17 protein-coding genes and 11 pseudogenes are annotated in these 22112 nt (G+C 23.0%); 14 read left to right on the top strand and 14 right to left on the bottom strand.

What is annotated here, in order from left to right:
- Window positions 1-79: 79 nt before the first annotated feature.
- Window positions 80-1240, bottom strand: a complete 1161-nt coding sequence (locus tag AAHH39_RS01075) for an Mbov_0401 family ICE element transposase-like protein (RefSeq protein ID WP_342218542.1) — start codon at window positions 1238-1240, stop codon at window positions 80-82.
- Window positions 1241-1313: 73 nt separating this feature from the next.
- Here AAHH39_RS01075 and AAHH39_RS01070 point away from each other — a divergent pair, with 73 nt between their 5' ends.
- From AAHH39_RS01070 to AAHH39_RS01060, 3 genes are all read left to right on the top strand, one after another.
- Window positions 1314-3020, top strand: a complete 1707-nt coding sequence (locus AAHH39_RS01070) for a hypothetical protein (protein ID WP_342218541.1) — start codon at window positions 1314-1316, stop codon at window positions 3018-3020.
- A 150-nt stretch (window positions 3021-3170) separates the two neighbouring features.
- Entirely contained in the window at window positions 3171-3359 is a 189-nt protein-coding gene (locus tag AAHH39_RS01065; protein WP_342218030.1) for a hypothetical protein, read from the top strand.
- Window positions 3360-3456: 97 nt separating this feature from the next.
- Window positions 3457-4695 carry an IS256 family transposase gene (locus AAHH39_RS01060; RefSeq protein WP_342219299.1) on the top strand — a complete coding sequence of 413 codons (1239 nt, stop codon included), beginning with the start codon at window positions 3457-3459 and terminating at the stop codon, window positions 4693-4695.
- Window positions 4696-4851: 156 nt separating this feature from the next.
- On the opposite strand, the gene AAHH39_RS01055 is transcribed toward AAHH39_RS01060, so the two are convergent.
- From AAHH39_RS01055 to AAHH39_RS01040, 4 genes are all read right to left on the bottom strand, one after another.
- Window positions 4852-5880 carry a hypothetical protein gene (locus AAHH39_RS01055; RefSeq protein WP_342218540.1) on the bottom strand — a complete coding sequence of 343 codons (1029 nt, stop codon included), beginning with the start codon at window positions 5878-5880 and terminating at the stop codon, window positions 4852-4854.
- Between the two features lie 65 nt (window positions 5881-5945).
- A complete protein-coding gene (locus AAHH39_RS01050; protein ID WP_342218539.1) occupies window positions 5946-6893 on the bottom strand; it encodes a hypothetical protein in 948 nt (315 codons plus the stop codon).
- Window positions 6838-8085 (bottom strand): hypothetical protein, encoded by a 1248-nt coding sequence (locus AAHH39_RS01045; protein WP_342218028.1) that lies wholly within the window; start codon window positions 8083-8085, stop codon window positions 6838-6840. Before AAHH39_RS01045 ends, AAHH39_RS01050 begins: the two co-directional genes overlap by 56 nt.
- A gap of 149 nt (window positions 8086-8234) precedes the next feature.
- Complete coding sequence (locus AAHH39_RS01040; protein ID WP_342218538.1) at window positions 8235-8492, bottom strand: hypothetical protein; 258 nt, start codon at window positions 8490-8492, stop codon at window positions 8235-8237.
- Window positions 8493-9323: 831 nt separating this feature from the next.
- Between AAHH39_RS01040 and AAHH39_RS01035 the strand changes: the two genes are divergently transcribed.
- The 3 genes and pseudogenes from AAHH39_RS01035 to AAHH39_RS13200 form a co-directional block, all read left to right on the top strand.
- Window positions 9324-10268: an IS30 family transposase gene (locus AAHH39_RS01035; protein ID WP_342217458.1), complete on the top strand. Its 945-nt coding sequence runs from the start codon at window positions 9324-9326 to the stop codon at window positions 10266-10268.
- Window positions 10269-10333: 65 nt separating this feature from the next.
- Window positions 10334-11173, top strand: a pseudogene (locus AAHH39_RS01030) (IS30 family transposase); the annotation flags it as partial.
- Window positions 11174-11262: 89 nt separating this feature from the next.
- Window positions 11263-11499, top strand: a pseudogene (locus AAHH39_RS13200) (transposase-like zinc-binding domain-containing protein); the annotation flags it as partial.
- A gap of 618 nt (window positions 11500-12117) precedes the next feature.
- Here AAHH39_RS13200 and AAHH39_RS01020 read toward each other — a convergent pair.
- Window positions 12118-12282: pseudogene (locus tag AAHH39_RS01020) on the bottom strand (IS256 family transposase); the annotation flags it as partial.
- Between the two features lie 62 nt (window positions 12283-12344).
- Between AAHH39_RS01020 and AAHH39_RS01015 the strand changes: the two are divergent.
- Window positions 12345-12566, top strand: a pseudogene (locus AAHH39_RS01015) (transposase); the annotation flags it as partial.
- Between the two features lie 78 nt (window positions 12567-12644).
- Here AAHH39_RS01015 and AAHH39_RS01010 read toward each other — a convergent pair.
- Window positions 12645-13883 (bottom strand): IS256 family transposase, encoded by a 1239-nt coding sequence (locus AAHH39_RS01010; RefSeq protein ID WP_342219298.1) that lies wholly within the window; start codon window positions 13881-13883, stop codon window positions 12645-12647.
- Between the two features lie 105 nt (window positions 13884-13988).
- Here AAHH39_RS01010 and AAHH39_RS01005 point away from each other — a divergent pair.
- Window positions 13989-14516, top strand: a pseudogene (locus tag AAHH39_RS01005) (IS5 family transposase); the annotation flags it as partial.
- On the opposite strand, the gene AAHH39_RS01000 reads toward AAHH39_RS01005, so the two are convergent.
- The 4 genes and pseudogenes from AAHH39_RS01000 to AAHH39_RS00995 form a co-directional block, all read right to left on the bottom strand.
- Window positions 14502-14660, bottom strand: a complete 159-nt coding sequence (locus AAHH39_RS01000) for a hypothetical protein (protein ID WP_342217716.1) — start codon at window positions 14658-14660, stop codon at window positions 14502-14504. The pseudogene AAHH39_RS01005 and the gene AAHH39_RS01000 sit on opposite strands and share 15 nt — an antisense overlap.
- Window positions 14661-15229: 569 nt before the next feature.
- Window positions 15230-15381: pseudogene (locus AAHH39_RS13195) on the bottom strand (IS256 family transposase); the annotation flags it as partial.
- A 36-nt stretch (window positions 15382-15417) separates the two neighbouring features.
- A pseudogene (locus AAHH39_RS13190) lies at window positions 15418-15774 on the bottom strand (IS30 family transposase); the annotation flags it as partial.
- A gap of 8 nt (window positions 15775-15782) precedes the next feature.
- Window positions 15783-16410, bottom strand: a pseudogene (locus AAHH39_RS00995) (IS5 family transposase); the annotation flags it as partial.
- 233 nt (window positions 16411-16643) lie between these two features.
- Between AAHH39_RS00995 and AAHH39_RS00990 the strand changes: the two are divergent.
- Window positions 16644-17603: a transposase-like zinc-binding domain-containing protein gene (locus AAHH39_RS00990; RefSeq protein WP_342217913.1), complete on the top strand. Its 960-nt coding sequence runs from the start codon at window positions 16644-16646 to the stop codon at window positions 17601-17603.
- Window positions 17604-17714: 111 nt separating this feature from the next.
- On the opposite strand, the pseudogene AAHH39_RS00985 reads toward AAHH39_RS00990, so the two are convergent.
- Both AAHH39_RS00985 and AAHH39_RS00980 read right to left on the bottom strand, forming a co-directional pair.
- Window positions 17715-17891, bottom strand: a pseudogene (locus AAHH39_RS00985) (transposase); the annotation flags it as partial.
- 64 nt (window positions 17892-17955) lie between these two features.
- Window positions 17956-19038 (bottom strand): annotated as a pseudogene (locus AAHH39_RS00980) (IS256 family transposase); the annotation flags it as partial.
- An 89-nt stretch (window positions 19039-19127) separates the two neighbouring features.
- Here AAHH39_RS00980 and AAHH39_RS00975 point away from each other — a divergent pair.
- Window positions 19128-19286 carry a hypothetical protein gene (locus AAHH39_RS00975; protein WP_342218533.1) on the top strand — a complete coding sequence of 53 codons (159 nt, stop codon included), beginning with the start codon at window positions 19128-19130 and terminating at the stop codon, window positions 19284-19286.
- 90 nt (window positions 19287-19376) lie between these two features.
- Here AAHH39_RS00975 and AAHH39_RS00970 read toward each other — a convergent pair.
- Window positions 19377-20217 (bottom strand): annotated as a pseudogene (locus AAHH39_RS00970) (IS30 family transposase); the annotation flags it as partial.
- A 200-nt stretch (window positions 20218-20417) separates the two neighbouring features.
- On the opposite strand from AAHH39_RS00970, the gene AAHH39_RS00960 reads away from it, so the two are divergent.
- From AAHH39_RS00960 to rpmE, 4 genes are all read left to right on the top strand, one after another.
- Window positions 20418-20621: a hypothetical protein gene (locus AAHH39_RS00960; RefSeq protein WP_342218530.1), complete on the top strand. Its 204-nt coding sequence runs from the start codon at window positions 20418-20420 to the stop codon at window positions 20619-20621.
- A gap of 15 nt (window positions 20622-20636) precedes the next feature.
- Complete coding sequence (locus tag AAHH39_RS00955) at window positions 20637-21014, top strand: hypothetical protein (protein WP_342218529.1); 378 nt, start codon at window positions 20637-20639, stop codon at window positions 21012-21014.
- A 118-nt stretch (window positions 21015-21132) separates the two neighbouring features.
- Complete coding sequence (locus AAHH39_RS00950; protein ID WP_342218528.1) at window positions 21133-21306, top strand: hypothetical protein; 174 nt, start codon at window positions 21133-21135, stop codon at window positions 21304-21306.
- A 427-nt stretch (window positions 21307-21733) separates the two neighbouring features.
- Window positions 21734-22063 (top strand): 50S ribosomal protein L31, encoded by a 330-nt coding sequence (rpmE, locus tag AAHH39_RS13185; RefSeq protein WP_368862541.1) that lies wholly within the window; start codon window positions 21734-21736, stop codon window positions 22061-22063.
- The last annotated feature ends 49 nt before the right edge of the window (window positions 22064-22112 follow it).

Below are 22112 nucleotides of genomic sequence, written 5' to 3'. Positions count from 1 at the left end.
TAACTCAAAAATTCTTATTAAAGAAAACTTTAATAAGTTTTATTTTATTTTTCATTTTTTTTAAAATTTTAATTTTAATTTATAATAACTGTATGGCTGTATTTATTTGATAGCATTTAAAATTAACCATTTTTGTATACATATCAATGTTATATGTTCTATCACCAATCATATGCTTTAAAATTTGTTTAATATTAGTTTCAGTAAAGCAACCAATATTTTCAACTAGTGCTTGGTTTAATACACCATCTTTTGCATTAATAAAATAACCAACTTTTAATTTTTTATATTGTAAAGTTAATGATTGTAAAAAATCAATTAATTCATAATATTGACCTTTGACAAATAAATTTATTGCATTTTCATAGTGCAATTTAGCAATTTTATTTTTTCTTCTTCCAGCCATTATTCCAAGAAATAAAACATGAAAAGCATGAAATTTATCTAAAATAAATTTAGCATTTAAAATTTGAGCAGTTTTTCTAATTCATTTTGCACTATCTCCACAAACTACTAAATTTGCTTGGTCAAAGTTTTCAAAATATAAATTACCATATGTTTGAATTAATTTAGCTGTTTTTTCTGCACCAATTTCTGTTTTTGATATTCTTATTTTACATACAGATCTTTTATTAATTAATTTTCCATTTTTCTTTTTACCAGTACAAAATACTAGTAATCTCATAGAACATTTTTTACAATTTTTAGTATTATGTTTTTCATTAAACTTAAATTTTCTATGTCCATCATCAATATTTATATATAAAGTTTGATTTGGTTGCAATGGTATTTTAGGAATATTAGCTTTTGGTAATTGAAATTTTTGATATGTTCTACAAACTGTACTAGTACTTATTAAATCCTCAATAAAAGTATCACAAACATCACGATATTTTTTACCATCAGCAAAATATTTTAAAATTTGTTTAATAACATTAGGTGCAAGTTTACTATATTTTTTAACACCAAGATAATTATCTAGCAATGAAACAAATTCCTTTTTTTGTGTTTTTGGGTTATAATATATACAAATACGTCGTTTATAAGTTAATAAACCTTTTTTTGTTTTTAATTTTCTTTTTCTAAATCTATATGATTTATATACAGATTTATCACATGTATTTCATAAATAATCATCTATTTTTTTAAATAATTCTTCTGTTTGTTGTAAATTTAATTCATCTTGATTAAAATAGTGTTTGTCTCAATCAAAATGATTTGCGAATGGTAGTTTTAACATTTTTAATGTTCCTTTCAAAATTTTGTTTGTTAATAATTTAATTGTATTGTTTATAAAAATTAGGGAGTAAAATATGGCTTTTATTAGTAGTTATGCACAACTGAATAAAAAATATAATCTTAATTTTAGTGATAATAATTATGGTTTTAGTTGAGATATTTTTAAAGCATTTGTTGGTGATGAATGAGCAGAATATTTTACTACTAATTGTTTTTATCGTTTTATACCAACAGCACGTGGAACAAGAAAAACTTGAAACTGCTTAGCATTTGATTTATTTATATGTTGTAATTTTAGTGATAGTAGTGTTCAAGAAGTAAGAAGATATGAAAATACTCATAGTGAAACTACAATTGGTGCTTTAATGAATGTTTGTCAAGTTTTATTAGATGAATATAATATTAATTTATTACCTAATAATCCACATGGTATTAAATGAAAAATAACTAAGGATGGTGGATGTATTATTTTTCCTAATAATCAACAAATTGACTTTATTGGTTATGCTAATGGTAATAAGATTTTTGGAAAAGAAGCAGGTGGGTCAAGTTTTTTAGGTTCAAGAACAGATGAAATTATTATGGCAGAAGAAAAAGAAACACTAACAGAAAAGCAATTAACATATCGATATGAACGATTACAAAATTCTATGTTTAGAAGTAATCGTATTAAAATATCAAAAGAACCTATTAAAGAATGAAGCTGAACCTTTATTGATAAAAATATATATAGTTCTACTTTTGGAAAATTGATTACTCGTTATTTTTATAAAAGTTTTTTCATTACGTTTACATGCAATCCTTATGATAAATATCATCCATTTTATTTAAAATACTGTACACCATTTTTACCATTAAATGATAAAGTAATGGAAAATCTTAAAAAAATTGGCAAAATTTATTATGAAAATCAAGATATGTTTAGTGGTTTAGGTTTATTTGTTTTAAGATTTACTATTCAACCATTTTGAAATAAATTACCAGATATTCAAAAAAGAACATTATTAGAAATGAAAAAAAGTAATCCTGATGAATTTAATACTGTTTTTTATGGTTTTGAATTTTTAGATAGTGATGCAACAATTTTTCCATTTCAAAAAACAGTAAAATATTGACAACCATATGATTTAAAACAATTTTATAATCAAGAAAAAGATATGTATAAATTTGATTTTTATTCAGTTGGTGTTGATTGAGCAACTGGACATAAAGACCATACTGTATTTATGATAGTTGGTTTTAAAGAATATAATAATACTGGTTATTATGATGCTTATATTATTTGTGAATTAGTTGTTACACCAAATGATTTTATTAATGAAAATGAAAAAATTAATGCTTATGTTAATGAAATTTTAGGATTAATGGATAATTTTGAAAATTTTGAACAAGCAATTTATTTTTATGATGATAAAGCAAGAACAGCAATGGATTGATTAAATCAAAAATTAATTGATGAACACAATACTATTTTAATAACACAAACTGCTATTAAACATGCTTCAAATTTAAATCAAGAAGCCGGATTAACTAATAGAGTAGTTTGAATGAGAAATATTATGAGTTATGGAAACTTTTATGCAAATAAAGATGATTTACCAAAAACAACTCAATGTTTAGAAGAATTACGTTATGATGAAACAAAAACTAATATTCCAGACAAGAATATGCATCAAGATCCTTATGATGCATTGTTTTATGCACTGTATCCATATAAAAATGTAATTAGGGGTAAAAATAATGCTACTGTGAAAAAAAGTATCTTCACATTTGCTATATAATAAACAATTTCAATATAATTAATAGTATAGGTCTCATGAAATAAACGCCTTTAATTTAGGCGTTATTTTTTATTTAAAAGTATACTTGTAAAAATAATCAAAAATAGTACAATTTTAAAGTAAAATCAAGGAAAAAAGGAGTAATTTAATATGAAAACATGAATAAAAACAAATTTAAGTAAAATAACATTAGCATTAGCACTAACTGGCGCAGTAAGTGGAGTAACTGGTTTAATAATTGGTTCAATAGCACAAAATAAAACTAATGGTTATCAATCATTTCTTGATTGAAATTATCAAGTTCACTGGGGGGGATGGTACAACTATTTGAGCAAATAAAACGGCAATGTTTAGTAATCTGTGTAACTTACAAAAATAACTATGTTTAATTAATTCTAGTAAATATAATTAAATGACTAGAAAGAGTGAGTTACAGATGGCTAAAAAACAAAATATTAATAATAATGATCCAATATCAAAAGCAGTAGATTTATTATTAGAAAATACTGAAGATTTAACAACAGTTTTTAAAGAAGGGGGTTTATATAAAGAATTAACAAAACGTTTAGTTGAAAAAATGTTGAATTCTGAAATGCAAAATTATTTAGGATATGAAAAAAATCAACATAGTAATACTGAAAATGCTCGTAATGGTACAAGTTCAAAAAAATTAATAACTCAACAAGGTAAAATTGAGATTGATGTACCAAGAGATCGCAATAGTGATTTTACTCCTGTAATAGTTGCAAAAAGACAGTGAAGATTTGATGGTTTTGATCAACAAGTGCTTTCACTATATGCAAAAGGTATGACTCTATCTGACATTAGAATGCAGTTACAAGAGTTATATCATGGTGCTGATATTAGTGAAAGTGTTATTAGTCAAATTACTGATGATGTTATTGATGATGTCAAAGCATGACAAAATCGACCATTAGAAAGCATTTATCCGATTGTTTATTTTGATTGTATAGTAGTTAAAGTTCGACAAGATAAACGGATTATTAATAAATCAGTTTATATAGCATTAGGAGTTGATTTAGAAGGTAAAAAAGATGTTTTAGGCTTATGAATTAGTGAAAATGAAGGTGCTAAATTTTGATTAGCTAATTTCACAGAAATGAAAAATCGAGGCTTAAATGATATTTTGATTGCTTGTAGTGATAATTTAACAGGCATGTCAGAAGCAATACAAGCAGTTTATCCTAAAACAGAACATCAATTATGCATTGTTCATCAAATTCGAAATAGTTTAAAATATGTTTCATACAAACATCGAAAAACTCTAGTTACAGATTTAAAACCAATTTATAGTGCATGTAGTGAAGAACAAGCAATGCAAGCTTTAGAATCATTTGAAAGTAAATGAAATAAACAATATCCCCAAATTGCTAAATCTTGATATAAAAATTGAGAAAATTTGATGATTTTTATTAGTTATCCTGCAGAAATCAAAAGAGTAATTTATACAACAAATGCTATTGAATCTGTTAATAGTCAATTACGAAAAGTTATTAGAAACAAAAAAGCTTTTCCTAATGATATGTCAGTTTTTAAAATATTTTATTTAGCAATTGAAAATATAACAAAAAAATGAACATTGCCTATTCAAAATTGAAATACAGCAATTGCTCATTTTATGATAAAATTTGAAGACAGAATTAATCTGAACTAGTACTTTGTAAAACAAAGATACACAGATTTCTAAAAAGCCTCAATAAAACCGGTGATAATCATAAAATAGTTTTATATTTTTATATTGATAAACCGCTAATTTCTGCTGATATAAAATGAGATAGAATATATCCTGATGGATATTTTAATAAGTAATCTAAATTTCAATATTAATATATGAAATATTTTCATTGTATTTATCAAATAAATTAATATTTTTTAAATTTATTTTTTGCTTATTGGTAATTAAAGTTAAATCATAATTTCCAGCACCAAAAATACCACTAATTTCAATCCGATTTAAGTTATTAATCGGATTTTCAATTTGTAATTCAAATTGGTTATCATTATCAATTTGTGAAATTTCTTTATAAAATTCTAGTTTTGAAAATAGTTGAGATTTATTAGAACCATATAAATTTAAAGCGTTTTCGATTTTGTTTTTTTCAATAATTGTTCTTGTAAAATACTTTCCATATTCTCCATTTCCTAATGTTCAATCTGCTGGAATTAATGATGGAATATTATTACTTTCAAGTTCATTTGTAATAGATAATCAGTTAAATTGGTTATCATCTAATTTAAATAATTCATTTTGACTAATATCATTATTTTTTAGCTTAATGTTATTAACATCAGTAAAATCAAAATATACAGATTTTAATATTACTTTTACATCTTTAAATTCCCAAACTACATCGGGTGTATAATGTATAGGATTTGATTTTAATTCAAAATAATATGGTAATAATAATTTATAATCATCATTTAAACCATTATTAATTGATATTATTGAATAAATATTTTTTGATATCATCAAAACTATTTTCTTAAAAATTTGTATTTGTGGTAAATTTATATAATTTGGATAATCTAACTCTCATTGTTTAAACAAATTAGTTATTACTTCACTTGGTTTTTGTCCTTCAAATTTTGCTCGTAATTTATCTAATTGATTTGGCTGAGTTGGATTTAATGATGCACCATCAAAGTTTCTATTATAAGTATATGTATAAGTTAACATGTCTAATAATACTTTTTGTAAACTATCAATTGGTGGTTTATCGTTTATTTCAATTTCTATATCATTAAAATTTTTAGATAATTCAATTACAATATTTCTACTTGGATAAGGTGGATTAGGACTATGGCTATTATATAATAAATATGGTATATTTTCTTTCATTTTAAAATCAGGTAAATTACTTGGTATTGGGTCTCCACCGTCATATTTACCAATATTAGTAAACGTTATTCTTGCATTATTAATAACTTCTTTTCTAGGTTCCTGCCACCACCAATAGCAATTAAATCTAAAACTGATTTTTCTTGTCCTATAAATTGTTTTGCTAAATTTCAAGGTAATATTTGTTCACTAAATCATTGTTGTAATATTCTAACTTTTGGTTGAGTTTCAATAGGCATTGATAATAGCGGAAATGCTATTTTATCTTTAACAAATAACTTTGGGTATACTTCCATATTGTCAACTTCACCAAGTACCTTTATATTGCCAAAAATCATACTTCTAGGAGCTTTAATTTTTAAACCAATAACTTTTGTATCTTTATCTAATGGTTTTTGTAATTTAATAATAATTGGATAACCATCTCTTGTTTTAAAATCTTTAATTTTAATAATAGTTATACTTTTAGTACTTCTTGTTTTTGGATTTTGATAAGGTTGTGAATAATTATTAATGATATATAAATTATCAATATTATTTTCAGTTAATGGTTCATTAATAGATACTGCATATAACTTAAATTGATTTAATAAATTTATTTCTTGAAAAATTAAATTTTTAATATCAGTCATACTATATTCAATTGTATTATCATTAATGTTAGTACTTGCTCTTTGATTTAATTGCATAGTAAAGTCTGATGTTTCAGCAGCAGTAGTTTTTAATACTTTATCAATATCAATAAAACCTATTTTAATAGTATTTGCTGAAAATCTTAAACTATTATTTTCATTATTTTTAAATAAACGCTCAATTTCATAAATATATAAAGTTCTTAGTTTAAATTCATCATATGCTCTTTTAAGCTCAGGGTCACCTTTGCTACTCATAAGATTAGTAAAATCATATGGAATATTATCAATTAAATAATCATTTTCTACTTCTGCTTGATTAAGTTTAGTTTGCTTCTGTTTCTGTGGAAACTTCGTTTGTGGTTTGTTGTTCTTTTCCATTGTTTTCTCCTATTAATTGGTTATTTTCTGGATTAAATAATTTTAATTTAACTGTTAAATTATTAATTTTTTGTTCATCATTAATGTTAAATGTTTTACTATTTAATAAATCTTTATCTATGCTTACTAATATTTGAATAAATTTAAGAATATCAATATTAAATTGTCATAATTTTTGTTCAATATAATTAATAGTTGAAATATTTACTGCTGTACTTTCGGGAACTGATTGTTGTGCTGATTTCTTTTGACTTGGTATATGAATTCCACAATGTTTAAATATTTCATTAACATTTCAATCGTATATATCAGTTAAATTCTTACCTTTAAAATTACTATTTGTCATATTAATATTTTCATTTTGTTCATTATTATCTCCACCACTTTTAAAAATATAATTTTTAGTAACCAATATTCTTACTGCTTCTTCTAATGTTGATTGAACATTACCATAAGTTTGACTAAATATAAATTTTGGTGAGTTTAAAATAGTATCTAAAACAATTTGTTCATAAATAACATCTAGTGCTTTAATTTTATCCATTACTTTATTACAATCTGCTAATTCATTTGCTTTATTTCGCATAATTGCTATTGGAATATAATTAATATTTAATATTTGCTCTTGTTCTAAATTAGGATTATTAATGTATGATTTAAAATCTAATGGAAATTGTTTTTTATTATCACTAATACTATAAATTGCACGATTAATAGTTACTTGTTCATTATTTAGTGTATAAATTTCAAATAATCTTACAGTTTGTGCATTTTGTTGATAACTATCATAAAAAATAGTACATTGAATTAATTTACCAGTAATATCATAAATTCTTTGTTGTATATCTACTAATTGAAAATATAGATCATCATTTGCAATATAAATTAAATAACCACTAATTCCTAATTTACTTAATTTAAAAATAGAATTTCAATTTTTTCTATAAAATTCTTGTTGAATTAAATATTGTTTAATGGTTTCATTATTTATTTCTAATGGAGCATTATATAAATTAGCATTATTTTCTGCTACAAAATCAGTAAAATAAGTTTCATGATTAAAATCATTAAAACCAAAATAATTTAAAATTGAAGCATGAGTACTTTTATTTTTATTAGTTAAAAATTTTACTTTTTCATTTTGATTATCACTAATATTACTTTTATCTTTTCTAAAAAATCTACCTAACATAATACTCACCACCTTTCTAAAAGATTTGATTAATTTTTAATACAATTTTTACTATAATAAATATAATTAAACCAGCAGTTGCTGATGATAGAATTACTCCAATTAAACCTAAAATAATTTTTATAATTTTAAAAAACATAATATTATTCCTATAATTCTTCTAATTTTCATACATTATCTTTTAAATTACCTTTTCCACTATAAATAGTAATCAATTTAGCATGTTGAACTGATAAAATTACTATATTAACACTATCATTAAAGGTTTGTATTGGTACACCAGCAATTTTGTTATCCGTTATAATAAATTCTTGAATAGTATAAACTGGATTATATATACTTCAAGAATAATAAACTCTATAATGTTTATTAACTATAAAATCATAAGTAATTTGTCAATATCTCATTTATTTTTTTCTCTTGTTCCTACATCTTTTCATTGTTGATTATTTGGACTTGGTGTTGGATTATCTGGTAATTCAATATCTCAATAATTTTCTTCTATTTCATTAGTTTTTAAACTTCTTGAATTAATTTTTAATTTTGGTGTAACATCAACTTTAATTGTATTTTGTAATTCTTCTAATGAAAGAATAGCACCATAATTAATATCTCCACCTTTTAAATATAAACTACAATTAAAACTACTTTCTCTAACAGTTAAAGTTAATATTACATCTTCATCTTTAATTTTAAATTTTGCAAGTAAATAATCTCCACCTAAATAATTACCAGTTTTAAATTCTACTTTATGCTTTATATTTGCTTGATTTACTGGTAATTCATCTAATGTTATAATTACTCTATATACAGTATTAAAATTAATTTCAAACGTATCTCATTCACGATTATTTTTACTTTTACTTATTACTTTTCATATTTCTTTATCTTGTTTTTATCAATATTTGCTTTATTTTCATTAATAGCACCAGCAACAGTTTTATTAATAGTTTCTAAATTAGGGATTTCTTGACTTACAGCATTCAATTGAAATGCTACTGGAAACTTTTTTTCTGTGTCTTCTAATTTTTTATCTACTTCTTCTTTTTTATAATAATCAGTTAAATCGGTTTTACGACCAGTAGCACTAATTTTATTATTTTCATCAATAGTTATATTAGTACCAGCAATTAATTTATCTTGTTTTTTATCTCCTGAATTGTAAAATTAAAAAGGACACTTATATAAAAATTAAATTGTGTTAATTCTATAATTAAGAAAAGAAAGGAATTAGCACAATGTATAAGTATCTGACTATTGAATCAATAATAGCAATAAAAGAATATAAAAGTTATGGATTTTCGATTCGTAAAATAGCAAAAGCCATTGATTATAGTAAATCAACTGTACATAGAGTTTGTAGATTATTAAATCAAAACTTATTACCATTAGAAATATTGAATAAAATTCAAAAAAATAAACAAAATGCAGGTAGAAAATTAATAATTTTAACTTTAATAGAAATTAATACTATTAATCATTTGTTAATTACTAAAAATTATGCTCTTGATATAATTGCTAATTTTTTAAAGGAAAATAAAATAAAAAGTATTTCAACAAAAACTTTATATAACATGTTTAAAACAAATCGAATGGGTTTTGATGAAAATAACTTATTGAGAAAAGGAAAAAATAAACCTCACAAACAAAAAGAAACTAGGGGCAGAATTAATAATTGTAAGTCTATTCATGAAAGAAATTTAATCATTCCTAATATTAAAAATATAGAAGAATTTGGTCATTTAGAGGGTGATACTATCATTGGTAAAGATCATAAAAGTTCTATTATTACTTTAGCTGATATATGATCAAAAACCACAATTCCTTTAGCAACTAAAAATAATAAATCAGAAAATATTACAAAAAGTATAATAAAATTTATTTCAAAGTTACAAAAAGGAACAGTTAAAACTATTACTTTTGATCGTGGTAAAGAATTTAGTAAATGAAAATTAATCGAAAAAAATTGTAATGTTAAGATTTATTTTGCAGATCCTGGTAAACCTTGTCAAAGAGGTTTAAATGAAAATAATAATGGTATTTTAAGAAGATATTTACCAAAATCTACAGATCTATCTTCATATAAACAAAAAGATTTAAATACTATAGCATTTCAAATTAATTCTACACCCAGAAAATCACTATCTTATAAAAGACCAATAGATTTAATACAATTATTTTAAAAAACTGTCCCATTTATATTTACAATTCAGGATTCTATAATTAAGAAAAGAAAGGAATTAGCACAATGTATAAGTATCTGACTATTGAATCAATAATAGCAATAAAAGAATATAAAAGTTATGGATTTTCGATTCGTAAAATAGCAAAAGCCATTGATTATAGTAAATCAACTGTACATAGAGTTTGTAGATTATTAAATCAAAACTTATTACCATTAGAAATATTGAATAAAATTCAAAAAAATAAACAAAATGCAGGTAGAAAATTAATAATTTTAACTTTAATAGAAATTAATACTATTAATCATTTGTTAATTACTAAAAATTATGCTCTTGATATAATTGCTAATTTTTTAAAGGAAAATAAAACAAAAAGTATTTCAACAAAAATTTTATATAACATGTTTAAAACAAATCGAATGGGTTTTGATGAAAATAACTTATTGAGAAAAGGAAAAAATAAACCTCACAAACAAAAAGAAACTAGGGGCAGAATTAATAATTGTAAGTCTATTCATGAAAGAAATTTAATCATTCCTAATATTAAAAATATAGAAGAATTTGGTCATTTAGAGGGTGATACTATCATTGGTAAAGATCATAAAAGTTCTATTATTACTTTAGCTGATATATGATCAAAAACCACAATTCCTTTAGCAACTAAAAATAATAAATCAGAAAATATTACAAAAAGTATAATAAAATTTATTTCAAAGTTACAAAAAGGAACAGTTAAAACTATTACTTTTGATCGTGGTAAAGAATTTAGTAAATGAAAATTAATCGAAAAAAATTGTAATGTTAAGATTTATTTTGCAGATCCTGGTAAACCTTGTCAAAGAGGTTTAAATGAAAATAATAATGGTATTTTAAGAAGATATTTACCAAAATCTACAGATCTATCCTTTAATTTTGTAGAAAAGTAGTGGTATTAGTAAAATTAGCAAAAATATATTTTTATATGGTATTTTTAATATTAAAGAGGTGATTTTAAATGAATAAAAATACAGTAAAAGAAATTTTAAATAATTTGTCTGATAAAGATTTTATTGAGATTTTTAGAGAAAATAAAACTAGAATTAAACAAATTGAGAAAAAAGAAAAATTTGAAGCAGTCGAACAAAAATTCAAAGAGAAAGGGATTCAATGTCCAGATTGTAGTTCTTTTTTGTGTACTAAATATGGTAGTAAAGATTATAAGCAAAGATATAAATGTAAAAGTTGTAATATTACTTTTCATGCTTTTAAAAATCATTATTTTTATTGAAGTCATTTATCTCATGATCAATGAGATTTATTGATACAAATAGCTACTTTAGGTCAATCTGCTTACATTATTTCTCAATTTATTAATACTACAAATAAAACTGCCTGATTTAATCGTCAAAAATTTATGAAATCAACACAATTAGTAAAAACACAAAATCAATTTGTAAAATTAAAAGCTAGAATTGAAATTGACGAAACTTTTATCAAAGAAATTCATAAAGGAAACTTTAAAGATCCAAATGATCCAAGAAACCAATGAATTGAAGAAAATGCTAAAGATTTAAATTGTTGTATTCAAATGGCAATTGATGAAAACCGAAATATCTATGCTCAAACAACAAATACTAAAAGATTAAATAAAAAATGAGTACAAGAAAACTTAACATCGAAACTTATCGAAGAAAATTCAATTATAGTTTGTGATATGCAAGTATTATATGATACAGTAGCTAAACAAACTAAATCCACTATCCAGCAGTTTAAATCAAAAGAAAATAAAGAATTAAATTATAAAAAATTAAGTAATATCAGTAAAATACGAGGCTTTTTAGAAATCTGTGTATCTTTGTTTTACAAAGTACTAGTTCAGATTAATTCTGTCTTCAAATTTTATCATAAAATGAGCAATTGCTGTATTTCAATTTTGAATAGGCAATGTTCATTTTTTTGTTATATTTTCAATTGCTAAATAAAATATTTTAAAAACTGACATATCATTAGGAAAAGCTTTTTTGTTTCTAAGAACCTGTTTAGAATCTTTTCGAAAATAATGTAAAATGATTATATATTTTAAAATAAGAGGTATATATGCATAAAAATTATCCAAGTCATGTCACCAAAGAACAATTTGAGAACATAAAATCAATTTTAGAAAATAGCAAAAAGAAAACAAAACCAAGAAGTTTAGATTTATATGAAGTATTTTGTGCAATTTTATATGTATTAAAAAGTGGTTGTCAATGAAGAATGCTACCAAAAAATTTTCCAAAATGACAAACTGTATATTATTATTTTCAAATTTGAAGTAAAAATAATGGTAAAGAACCTAGTGTATTGCAATTAATTTGAGGCTTTTTAGAAATCTGTGTATCTTTGTTTTACAAAGTACTAGTTCAGATTAATTCTGTCTTCAAATTTTATCATAAAATGAGCAATTGCTGTATTTCAATTTTGAATAGGCAATGTTCATTTTTTTGTTATATTTTCAATTGCTAAATAAAATATTTTAAAAACTGACATATCATTAGGAAAAGCTTTTTTGTTTCTAATAACTTTTCGTAATTGACTATTAACAGATTCAATAGCATTTGTTGTATAAATTACTCTTTTGATTTCTGCAGGATAACTAATAAAAATCATCAAATTTTCTCAATTTTTATATCAAGATTTAGCAATTTGGGGATATTGTTTATTTCATTTACTTTCAAATGATTCTAAAGCTTGCATTGCTTGTTCTTCACTACATGCACTATAAATTGGTTTTAAATCTGTAACTAGAGTTTTTCGATGTTTGTATGAAACATATTTTAAACTATTTCGAATTTGATGAACAATGCATAATTGATGTTCTGTTTTAGGATAAACTGCTTGTATTGCTTCTGACATGCCTGTTAAATTATCACTACAAGCAATCAAAATATCATTTAAGCCTCGATTTTTCATTTCTGTGAAATTAGCTAATCAAAATTTAGCACCTTCATTTTCACTAATTCATAAGCCTAAAACATCTTTTTTACCTTCTAAATCAACTCCTAATGCTATATAAACTGATTTATTAATAATCCGTTTATCTTGTCGAACTTTAACTACTATACAATCAAAATAAACAATCGGATAAATGCTTTCTAATGGTCGATTTTGTCATGCTTTGACATCATCAATAACATCATCAGTAATTTGACTAATAACACTTTCACTAATATCAGCACCATGATATAACTCTTGTAACTGCATTCTAATGTCAGATAGAGTCATACCTTTTGCATATAGTGAAAGCACTTGTTGATCAAAACCATCAAATCTTCGCTGTCTTTTTGCAACTATTACAGGAGTAAAATCACTATTGCGATCTCTTGGTACATCAATCTCAATTTTACCTTGTTGAGTTATTAATTTTTTTGAACTTGTACCATTACGAGCATTTTCAGTATTACTATGTTGATTTTTTTCATATCCTAAATAATTTTGCATTTCAGAATTCAACATTTTTTCAACTAAACGTTTTGTTAATTCTTTATATAAACCCCCTTCTTTAAAAACTGTTGTTAAATCTTCAGTATTTTCTAATAATAAATCTACTGCTTTTGATATTGGATCATTATTATTAATATTTTGTTTTTTAGCCATCTGTAACTCACTCTTTCTAGTCATTTAATTATATTTACTAGAATTAATTAAACATAGTTATTTTTGTAAGTTACACAGATTACTAAACATTGCCATTAATTTTAAAAAAAATTAGTTAAAAAAGTTCGTATCAATAATAATCGCAAAGAACAAACTAGTTTTTGTATAATTGATTCGCAAAGTGTTAAAAATACAGATACTACTGAAAATAAAGGTTATGATGCTGGTAAAAAGATTTCAGGCATAAAACGTCATATTGTTGTTGATTCTCAAGGTTTACCACATGCAATTTACATAACCACAGCAGAAAAAACAGATCGTAATAGCGCTATAATAATGATTGAAAATGAAAAAGAAAATCTTTCTGCAGTTCAAAAAATAATAGTAGATGCTGGTTATACTGGTGAAAAATTTGCTTCTGAAATCAAAACAATCATAAATGCAAATGTTGAAGTGATAAAACGTAATGAATTACATACTTTTGTAGTATTACCAAAAAGATGAATTGTAGAACGAAGCTTTGCTTGATTAGAAAAATACAGAAGATTATGAAAAAATTGTGAAAGAAAACTAAATACTAGTTTACAAATGGTTGTTCTTTCATTTATTTCAGTTTTATTAAAAAGATTCTAAACAGGTTCTTACAAAATCATTCATAATTATATTTCTTTCATAACAATATGTTTTTAATTCATAATGGTCATTTTTAGTAAGACGAATTTTTAAATTTTTAATTAATAATTTATCTTGATGTTTTTTAAGTGCTGCTGCTACCATTTATATTCATCTCCTTTAACTTTTAATAATTCTTTTATAATCAATAATTACTTGTTCTAATTGATTTACATTTTTATAATTAAAATAATCACAATTAATTTTTAAATCACCATCATTATCAATTTCAATTTCTAAATCTTCATATTTACTATTAAATTCTTTTAATTATGTAGAAAAGTATGGATGACCAAAAATTATTCATCAATTTACACTTAAAATATTATTTTTAATTAAAAATTTGTTAAAAGTAACATTATTTAGTGTAAAAATTCTCTAAAAATAACACTTTATCATGTATCATTACTTTTCTACAAAATTAAAGGAAAATGCTAAAGCAAATCCTGCAATGGTATACAAAATTGGTAGTAGTACATCCATTAAATTGTTCAATAATTGTTGAGTTTGTGGATCCACACTTGATAATAAATTAAATAAAAACATAATTTTTACTTCCTTTCTTTTTTTATAAACTTTAAAAAGAAAAACGACATTTTAGGTTACATCTAGAATGTCGTTTGCAAAAAATTAGAGGCTTTTTAGAAATCTGTGTATCTTTGTTTTACAAAGTACTAGTTCAGATTAATTCTGTCTTCAAATTTTATCATAAAATGAGCAATTGCTGTATTTCAATTTTGAATAGGCAATGTTCATTTTTTTGTTATATTTTCAATTGTAAATAAAATATTTTAAAAACTGACATATCATTAGGAAAAGCTTTTTTTGTTTCCTGAATTGTAAATATAAATGGGACAGTTTTTTAAAATAATTGTATTAAATCTATTGGTCTTTTATAAGATAGTGATTTTCTGGGTGTAGAATTAATTTGAAATGCTATAGTATTTAAATCTTTTTGTTTATATGAAGATAGATCTGTAGATTTTGGTAAATATCTTCTTAAAATACCATTATTATTTTCATTTAAACCTCTTTGACAAGGTTTACCAGGATCTGCAAAATAAATCTTAACATTACAATTTTTTTCGATTAATTTTCATTTACTAAATTCTTTACCACGATCAAAAGTAATAGTTTTAACTGTTCCTTTTTGTAACTTTGAAATAAATTTTATTATATTTTTTGTAATATTTTCTGATTTATTATTTTTAGTTGCTAAGAACCTGTTTAGAATCTTTTTAATAAAACTGAAATAAATGAAAGAACAACCATTTGTAAACTAGTATTTAGTTTTCTTTCACAATTTTTTCATAATCTTCTGTATTTTTCTAATCAAGCAAAGCTTCGTTCTACAATTCATCTTTTTGGTAATACTACAAAAGTATGTAATTCATTACGTTTTATCACTTCAACATTTGCATTTATGATTGTTTTGATTTCAGAAGCAAATTTTTCACCAGTATAACCAGCATCTACTATTATTTTTTGAACTGCAGAAAGATTTTCTTTTTCATTTTCAATCATTATTATAGCGCTATTACGATCTGTTTTTTCTGCTGTGGTTATGTAAATTGCATGTGGTAAACCTTGAGAATCAACAACAATATGACGTTTTATGCCTGAAATCTTTTTACCAGCATCATAACCTTTATTTTCAGTAGTATCTGTATTTTTAACACTTTGCGAATCAATTATACAAAAACTAGTTTGTTCTTTGCGATTATTATTGATACGAACTTTTTTAACTAATTTTTTTTAAAATTAATTACAATACACTAGGTTCTTTACCATTATTTTTACTTCAAATTTGAAAATAATAATATACAGTTTGTCATTTTGGAAAATTTTTCTTTAATTTTGTAGAAAAGTAATGATACATGATAAAGTGTTATTTTTAGAGAATTTTTACACTAAATAATGTTACTTTTAACAAATTTTTAATTAAAAATAATATTTTAAGTGTAAATTGATGAATAATTTTTGGTCATCCATACTTTTCCTTTAATTTTGTAGAAAAGTAGTGGTATTAGTAAAATTAGCAAAAATATATTTTATATGGTATTTTTAATATTAAAGAGGTGATTTTAAATGAATAAAAATACAGTAAAAGAAATTTTAAATAATTTGTCTGATAAAGATTTTATTGAGATTTTTAGAGAAAATAAAACTAGAATTAAACAAATTGAGAAAAAAGAAAAATTTGAAGCAGTCGAACAAAAATTCAAAGAGAAAGGGATTCAATGTCCAGATTGTAGTTCTTTTTTGTGTACTAAATATGGTAGTAAAGATTATAAGCAAAGATATAAATGTAAAAGTTGTAATATTACTTTTCATGCTTTTAAAAATCATTATTTTTATTGAAGTCATTTATCTCATGATCAATGAGATTTATTGATACAAATAGCTACTTTAGGTCAATCTGCTTACATTATTTCTCAATTTATTAATACTACAAATAAAACTGCCTGATTTAATCGTCAAAAATTTATGAAATCAACACAATTAGTAAAAACACAAAATCAATTTGTAAAATTAAAAGCTAGAATTGAAATTGACGAAACTTTTATCAAAGAAATTCATAAAGGAAACTTTAAAGATCCAAATGATCCAAGAAAACAATGAATTGAAGAAAATGCTAAAGATTTAAATTGTTGTATTCAAATGGCAATTGATGAAAACCGAAATATCTATGCTCAAACAACAAATACTAAAAGATTAAATAAAAAATGAGTACAAGAAAACTTAACATCGAAACTTATCGAAGAAAATTCAATTATAGTTTGTGATATGCAAGTATTATATGATACAGTAGCTAAACAAACTAAATCCACTATCCAGCAGTTTAAATCAAAAGAAAATAAAGAATTAAATTATAAAAAATTAAGTAATGTCAGTAAAATACAATCAAGTTTAAAAGAATTTATTACTCATTACCATGGCATTGGATTTACCAATATTCAAAATTACCTCAATTTATGGAAATGAAAATATCAACACTACGGATTAACCCCTTATCAAAAATCCAATGTGTTATATTTCAGTTTGTAAAAAAAATAAATCCCAAAATTTAATAAAATCAAATTTTAAGTCAAGTTGATGACTTTTTTTATTTTACCACTACTTTTCTACAAAATTAAAATACTTTTCTACATAATTAAAAAAATTTTTTGGTAGCATTCTTCATTGACAACCACTTTTTAATACATATAAAATTGCACAAAATACTTCATATAAATCTAAACTTCTTGGTTTTGTTTTCTTTTTGCTATTTTCTAAAATTGATTTTATGTTCTCAAATTGTTCTTTGGTGACATGACTTGGATAATTTTTATGCATATATACCTCTTATTTTAAAATATATAATCATTTTACATTATTTTCGAAAAGATTCTAAACAGGTTCTAATAACTTTTCGTAATTGACTATTAACAGATTCAATAGCATTTGTTGTATAAATTACTCTTTTGATTTCTGCAGGATAACTAATAAAAATCATCAAATTTTCTCAATTTTTATATCAAGATTTAGCAATTTGGGGATATTGTTTATTTCATTTACTTTCAAATGATTCTAAAGCTTGCATTGCTTGTTCTTCACTACATGCACTATAAATTGGTTTTAAATCTGTAACTAGAGTTTTTCGATGTTTGTATGAAACATATTTTAAACTATTTCGAATTTGATGAACAATGCATAATTGATGTTCTGTTTTAGGATAAACTGCTTGTATTGCTTCTGACATGCCTGTTAAATTATCACTACAAGCAATCAAAATATCATTTAAGCCTCGATTTTTCATTTCTGTGAAATTAGCTAATCAAAATTTAGCACCTTCATTTTCACTAATTCATAAGCCTAAAACATCTTTTTTACCTTCTAAATCAACTCCTAATGCTATATAAACTGATTTATTAATAATCCGTTTATCTTGTCGAACTTTAACTACTATACAATCAAAATAAACAATCGGATAAACGCTTTCTAATGGTCGATTTTGTCATGCTTTGACATCATCAATAACATCATCAGTAATTTGACTAATAACACTTTCACTAATATCAGCACCATGATATAACTCTTGTAACTGCATTCTAATGTCAGATAGAGTCATACCTTTTGCATATAGTGAAAGCACTTGTTGATCAAAACCATCAAATCTTCGCTGTCTTTTTGCAACTATTACAGGAGTAAAATCACTATTGCGATCTCTTGGTACATCAATCTCAATTTTACCTTGTTGAGTTATTAATTTTTTTGAACTTGTACCATTACGAGCATTTTCAGTATTACTATGTTGATTTTTTTCATATCCTAAATAATTTTGCATTTCAGAATTCAACATTTTTTCAACTAAACGTTTTGTTAATTCTTTATATAAACCCCCTTCTTTAAAAACTGTTGTTAAATCTTCAGTATTTTCTAATAATAAATCTACTGCTTTTGATATTGGATCATTATTATTAATATTTTGTTTTTTAGCCATCTGTAACTCACTCTTTCTAGTCATTTAATTATATTTACTAGAATTAATTAAACATAGTTATTTTTGTAAGTTACACAGATTACTAAACATTGCCTAAAATACAATCAAGTTTAAAAGAATTTATTACTCATTACCATGGCATTGGATTTACCAATATTCAAAATTACCTCAATTTATGGAAATGAAAATATCAACACTACGGATTAACCCCTTATCAAAAATCCAATGTGTTATATTTCAGTTTGTAAAAAAAATAAATCCCAAAATTTAATAAAATCAAATTTTAAGTCAAGTTGATGACTTTTTTTATTTTACCACTACTTTTCTACAAAATTAAAAGATAGATCTGTAGATTTTGGTAAATATCTTCTTAAAATACCATTATTATTTTCATTTAAACCTCTTTGACAAGGTTTACCAGGATCTGCAAAATAAATCTTAACATTACAATTTTTTTCGATTAATTTTCATTTACTAAATTCTTTACCACGATCAAAAGTAATAGTTTTAACTGTTCCTTTTTGTAACTTTGAAATAAATTTTATTATACTTTTTGTAATATTTTCTGATTTATTATTTTTAGTTGCTAAAGGAATTGTGGTTTTTGATCATATATCAGCTAAAGTAATAATAGAACTTTTATGATCTTTACCAATGATAGTATCACCTTCTAAATGACCAAATTCTTCTATATTTTTAATATTAGGAATGATTAAATTTCTTTCATGAATAGACTTACAATTATTAATTCTGCCCCTAGTTTCTTTTTGTTTGTGAGGTTTATTTTTTCCTTTTCTCAATAAGTTATTTTCATCAAAACCCATTCGATTTGTTTTAAACATGTTATATAAAGTTTTTGTTGAAATACTTTTTATTTTATTTTCCTTTAAAAAATTAGCAATTATATCAAGAGCATAATTTTTAGTAATTAACAAATGATTAATAGTATTAATTTCTATTAAAGTTAAAATTATTAATTTTCTACACTGCATTTTGTTTATTTTTTTGAATTTTATTCAATATTTCTAATGGTAATAAGTTTTGATTTAATAATCTACAAACTCTATGTACAGTTGATTTACTATAATCAATGGCTTTTGCTATTTTACGAATCGAAAATCCATAACTTTTATATTCTTTTATTGCTATTATTGATTCAATAGTCAGATACTTATACATTGTGCTAATTCCTTTCTTTTCTTAATTATAGAATTAACACAATTTAATTTTTATATAAGTGTCCTTTTTAATTTTACAATTCAGGATTTGTAAAAATATTTATTATTATAATTCAAGCATTTATATGAAATATTTTAAATCTGAATCTGAAGATAAAAATGAAGTATATTTAACTTTAAAGTTTCTTGAACAATTTAAAATTGAAAACTTGTTTTGGAAGAATCTTAATAAAGATAACATTAGCAAAAAATATTTTAGATTATGAAAGACAAAAAACAGAAAATAATTTTAATTATGTAGAAAAGTATGGATGACCAAAAATTATTCATCAATTTACACTTAAAATATTATTTTTAATTAAAAATTTGTTAAAAGTAACATTATTTAGTGTAAAAATTCTCTAAAAATAACACTTTATCATGTATAATTACTTTTCTACAAAATTAAAGGAAAATAATAATCTTTTTTTAGAAAAATTAATGTTATGAGATCCTAACTACACTATAAGATTATTAAATTTTCTTTTTACTTTTTTAGAAGAAAATAATAATAAATTTAATTTAAGTATTGAGACTATTAAAAACATTATAGACTTACCAACAAAAACAAATCCATTTACATCTAATTGCATTTTAAAAAGTACAGTAAAATTTTATAAAGGTATTATAGAAGAATTTAAAATGCATGGATTAAATGAACAAGGTAAACTGACATATATTAATAATTATAGTGCTTCATTTATGAAATGACTTTATAAAAATTATCAAAATGAATATCAGAAGTTAATTAGTGTCTAGTATTTAAAAATTTTCACCCTACTTAGAGCTAAACTTTTAAGTGGGTCATTTTTTATTTAGTTAGTAAAATTAATGTAGTATTAGTTAATTTTAAAAGCAGAATAGGGGATTGATATCAATGCAAGAACAAATTAGTATTGAAAATCAGTTTAGTTTCTATGAGAAAAAATCTAATGATGTTTTTAAAAGAGCATTAGAATATTTAAAAGTTGAATATGAAGATAAAGAAACATTCCATTCAAAATCAAGAAAAAGTAAAATTAATAATATCTTTGGTGATTTTAACTTATAGTCATCATCTATACTAAGCATTAAGATAAATACAAATATCGTTATGTTTATCTTTCTAATTTAGCATTAGGTATTAAAAAATATCAAAGAATTACTAATCATTTACAAATTAAAATTTTATCTTTAATTACTGAAAGTAAATATTTTTTATTGTATTTAATTAACTGAAAAATGTATCAATTATGTAAATAATATTTTTTTATTCATATAAAAACAATTTTTAAGTTTTAGATTTCAATAGAGTATATAATTTAAAAAAAATAAAATTCATGATATCTAGTTAATTGAATTAGAACACATTTTTACAACATAATCTACCAAAATAAAAACTCTATCTATCATTAATATTTATTTGCTTTTTTATATTGTTAATGATATCATTTTTAAGTACTTTTTATTAATAGTAATTTTATAAGTGAGGTGAAACCATGGCAAAAGCAAGCATCCATCCAGAGTATTTTCAAACTAAAGTAACATGTATAACATGTAGTAATAATTTTATAAGTGGTTCAACTAAGGGTAAAGAAATCCGTGTTGATACATGTTCAAGTTGTCATCCATTTTATACTGGAAAACAATCATTTGTTTCAGCAAAAGGAAGAGTTGAACGCTTTAATACAAAAGCAAGCAAACAAGTTGAAACAAAATCAAAAACTGTTGAAATAAACAAAGCAAAACCACAAAATACTAAAACTATTGTATTAGAAACAGCAAAAGATGTTCTAAAATTAACTGATACTAAACAAGTTAAAAAATAATTTTAATTAAACTAGAAACTAATAATAGTTTCTTTTTTTTTATACTTTA

The organism is Spiroplasma endosymbiont of Amphimallon solstitiale (assembly GCF_964030965.1).
GTDB lineage: Bacteria > Bacillota_I > Bacilli_A > Mycoplasmatales > VBWQ01 > Spiroplasma_E.
This window is presented reverse-complemented; position numbering and strand designations above follow the sequence as displayed.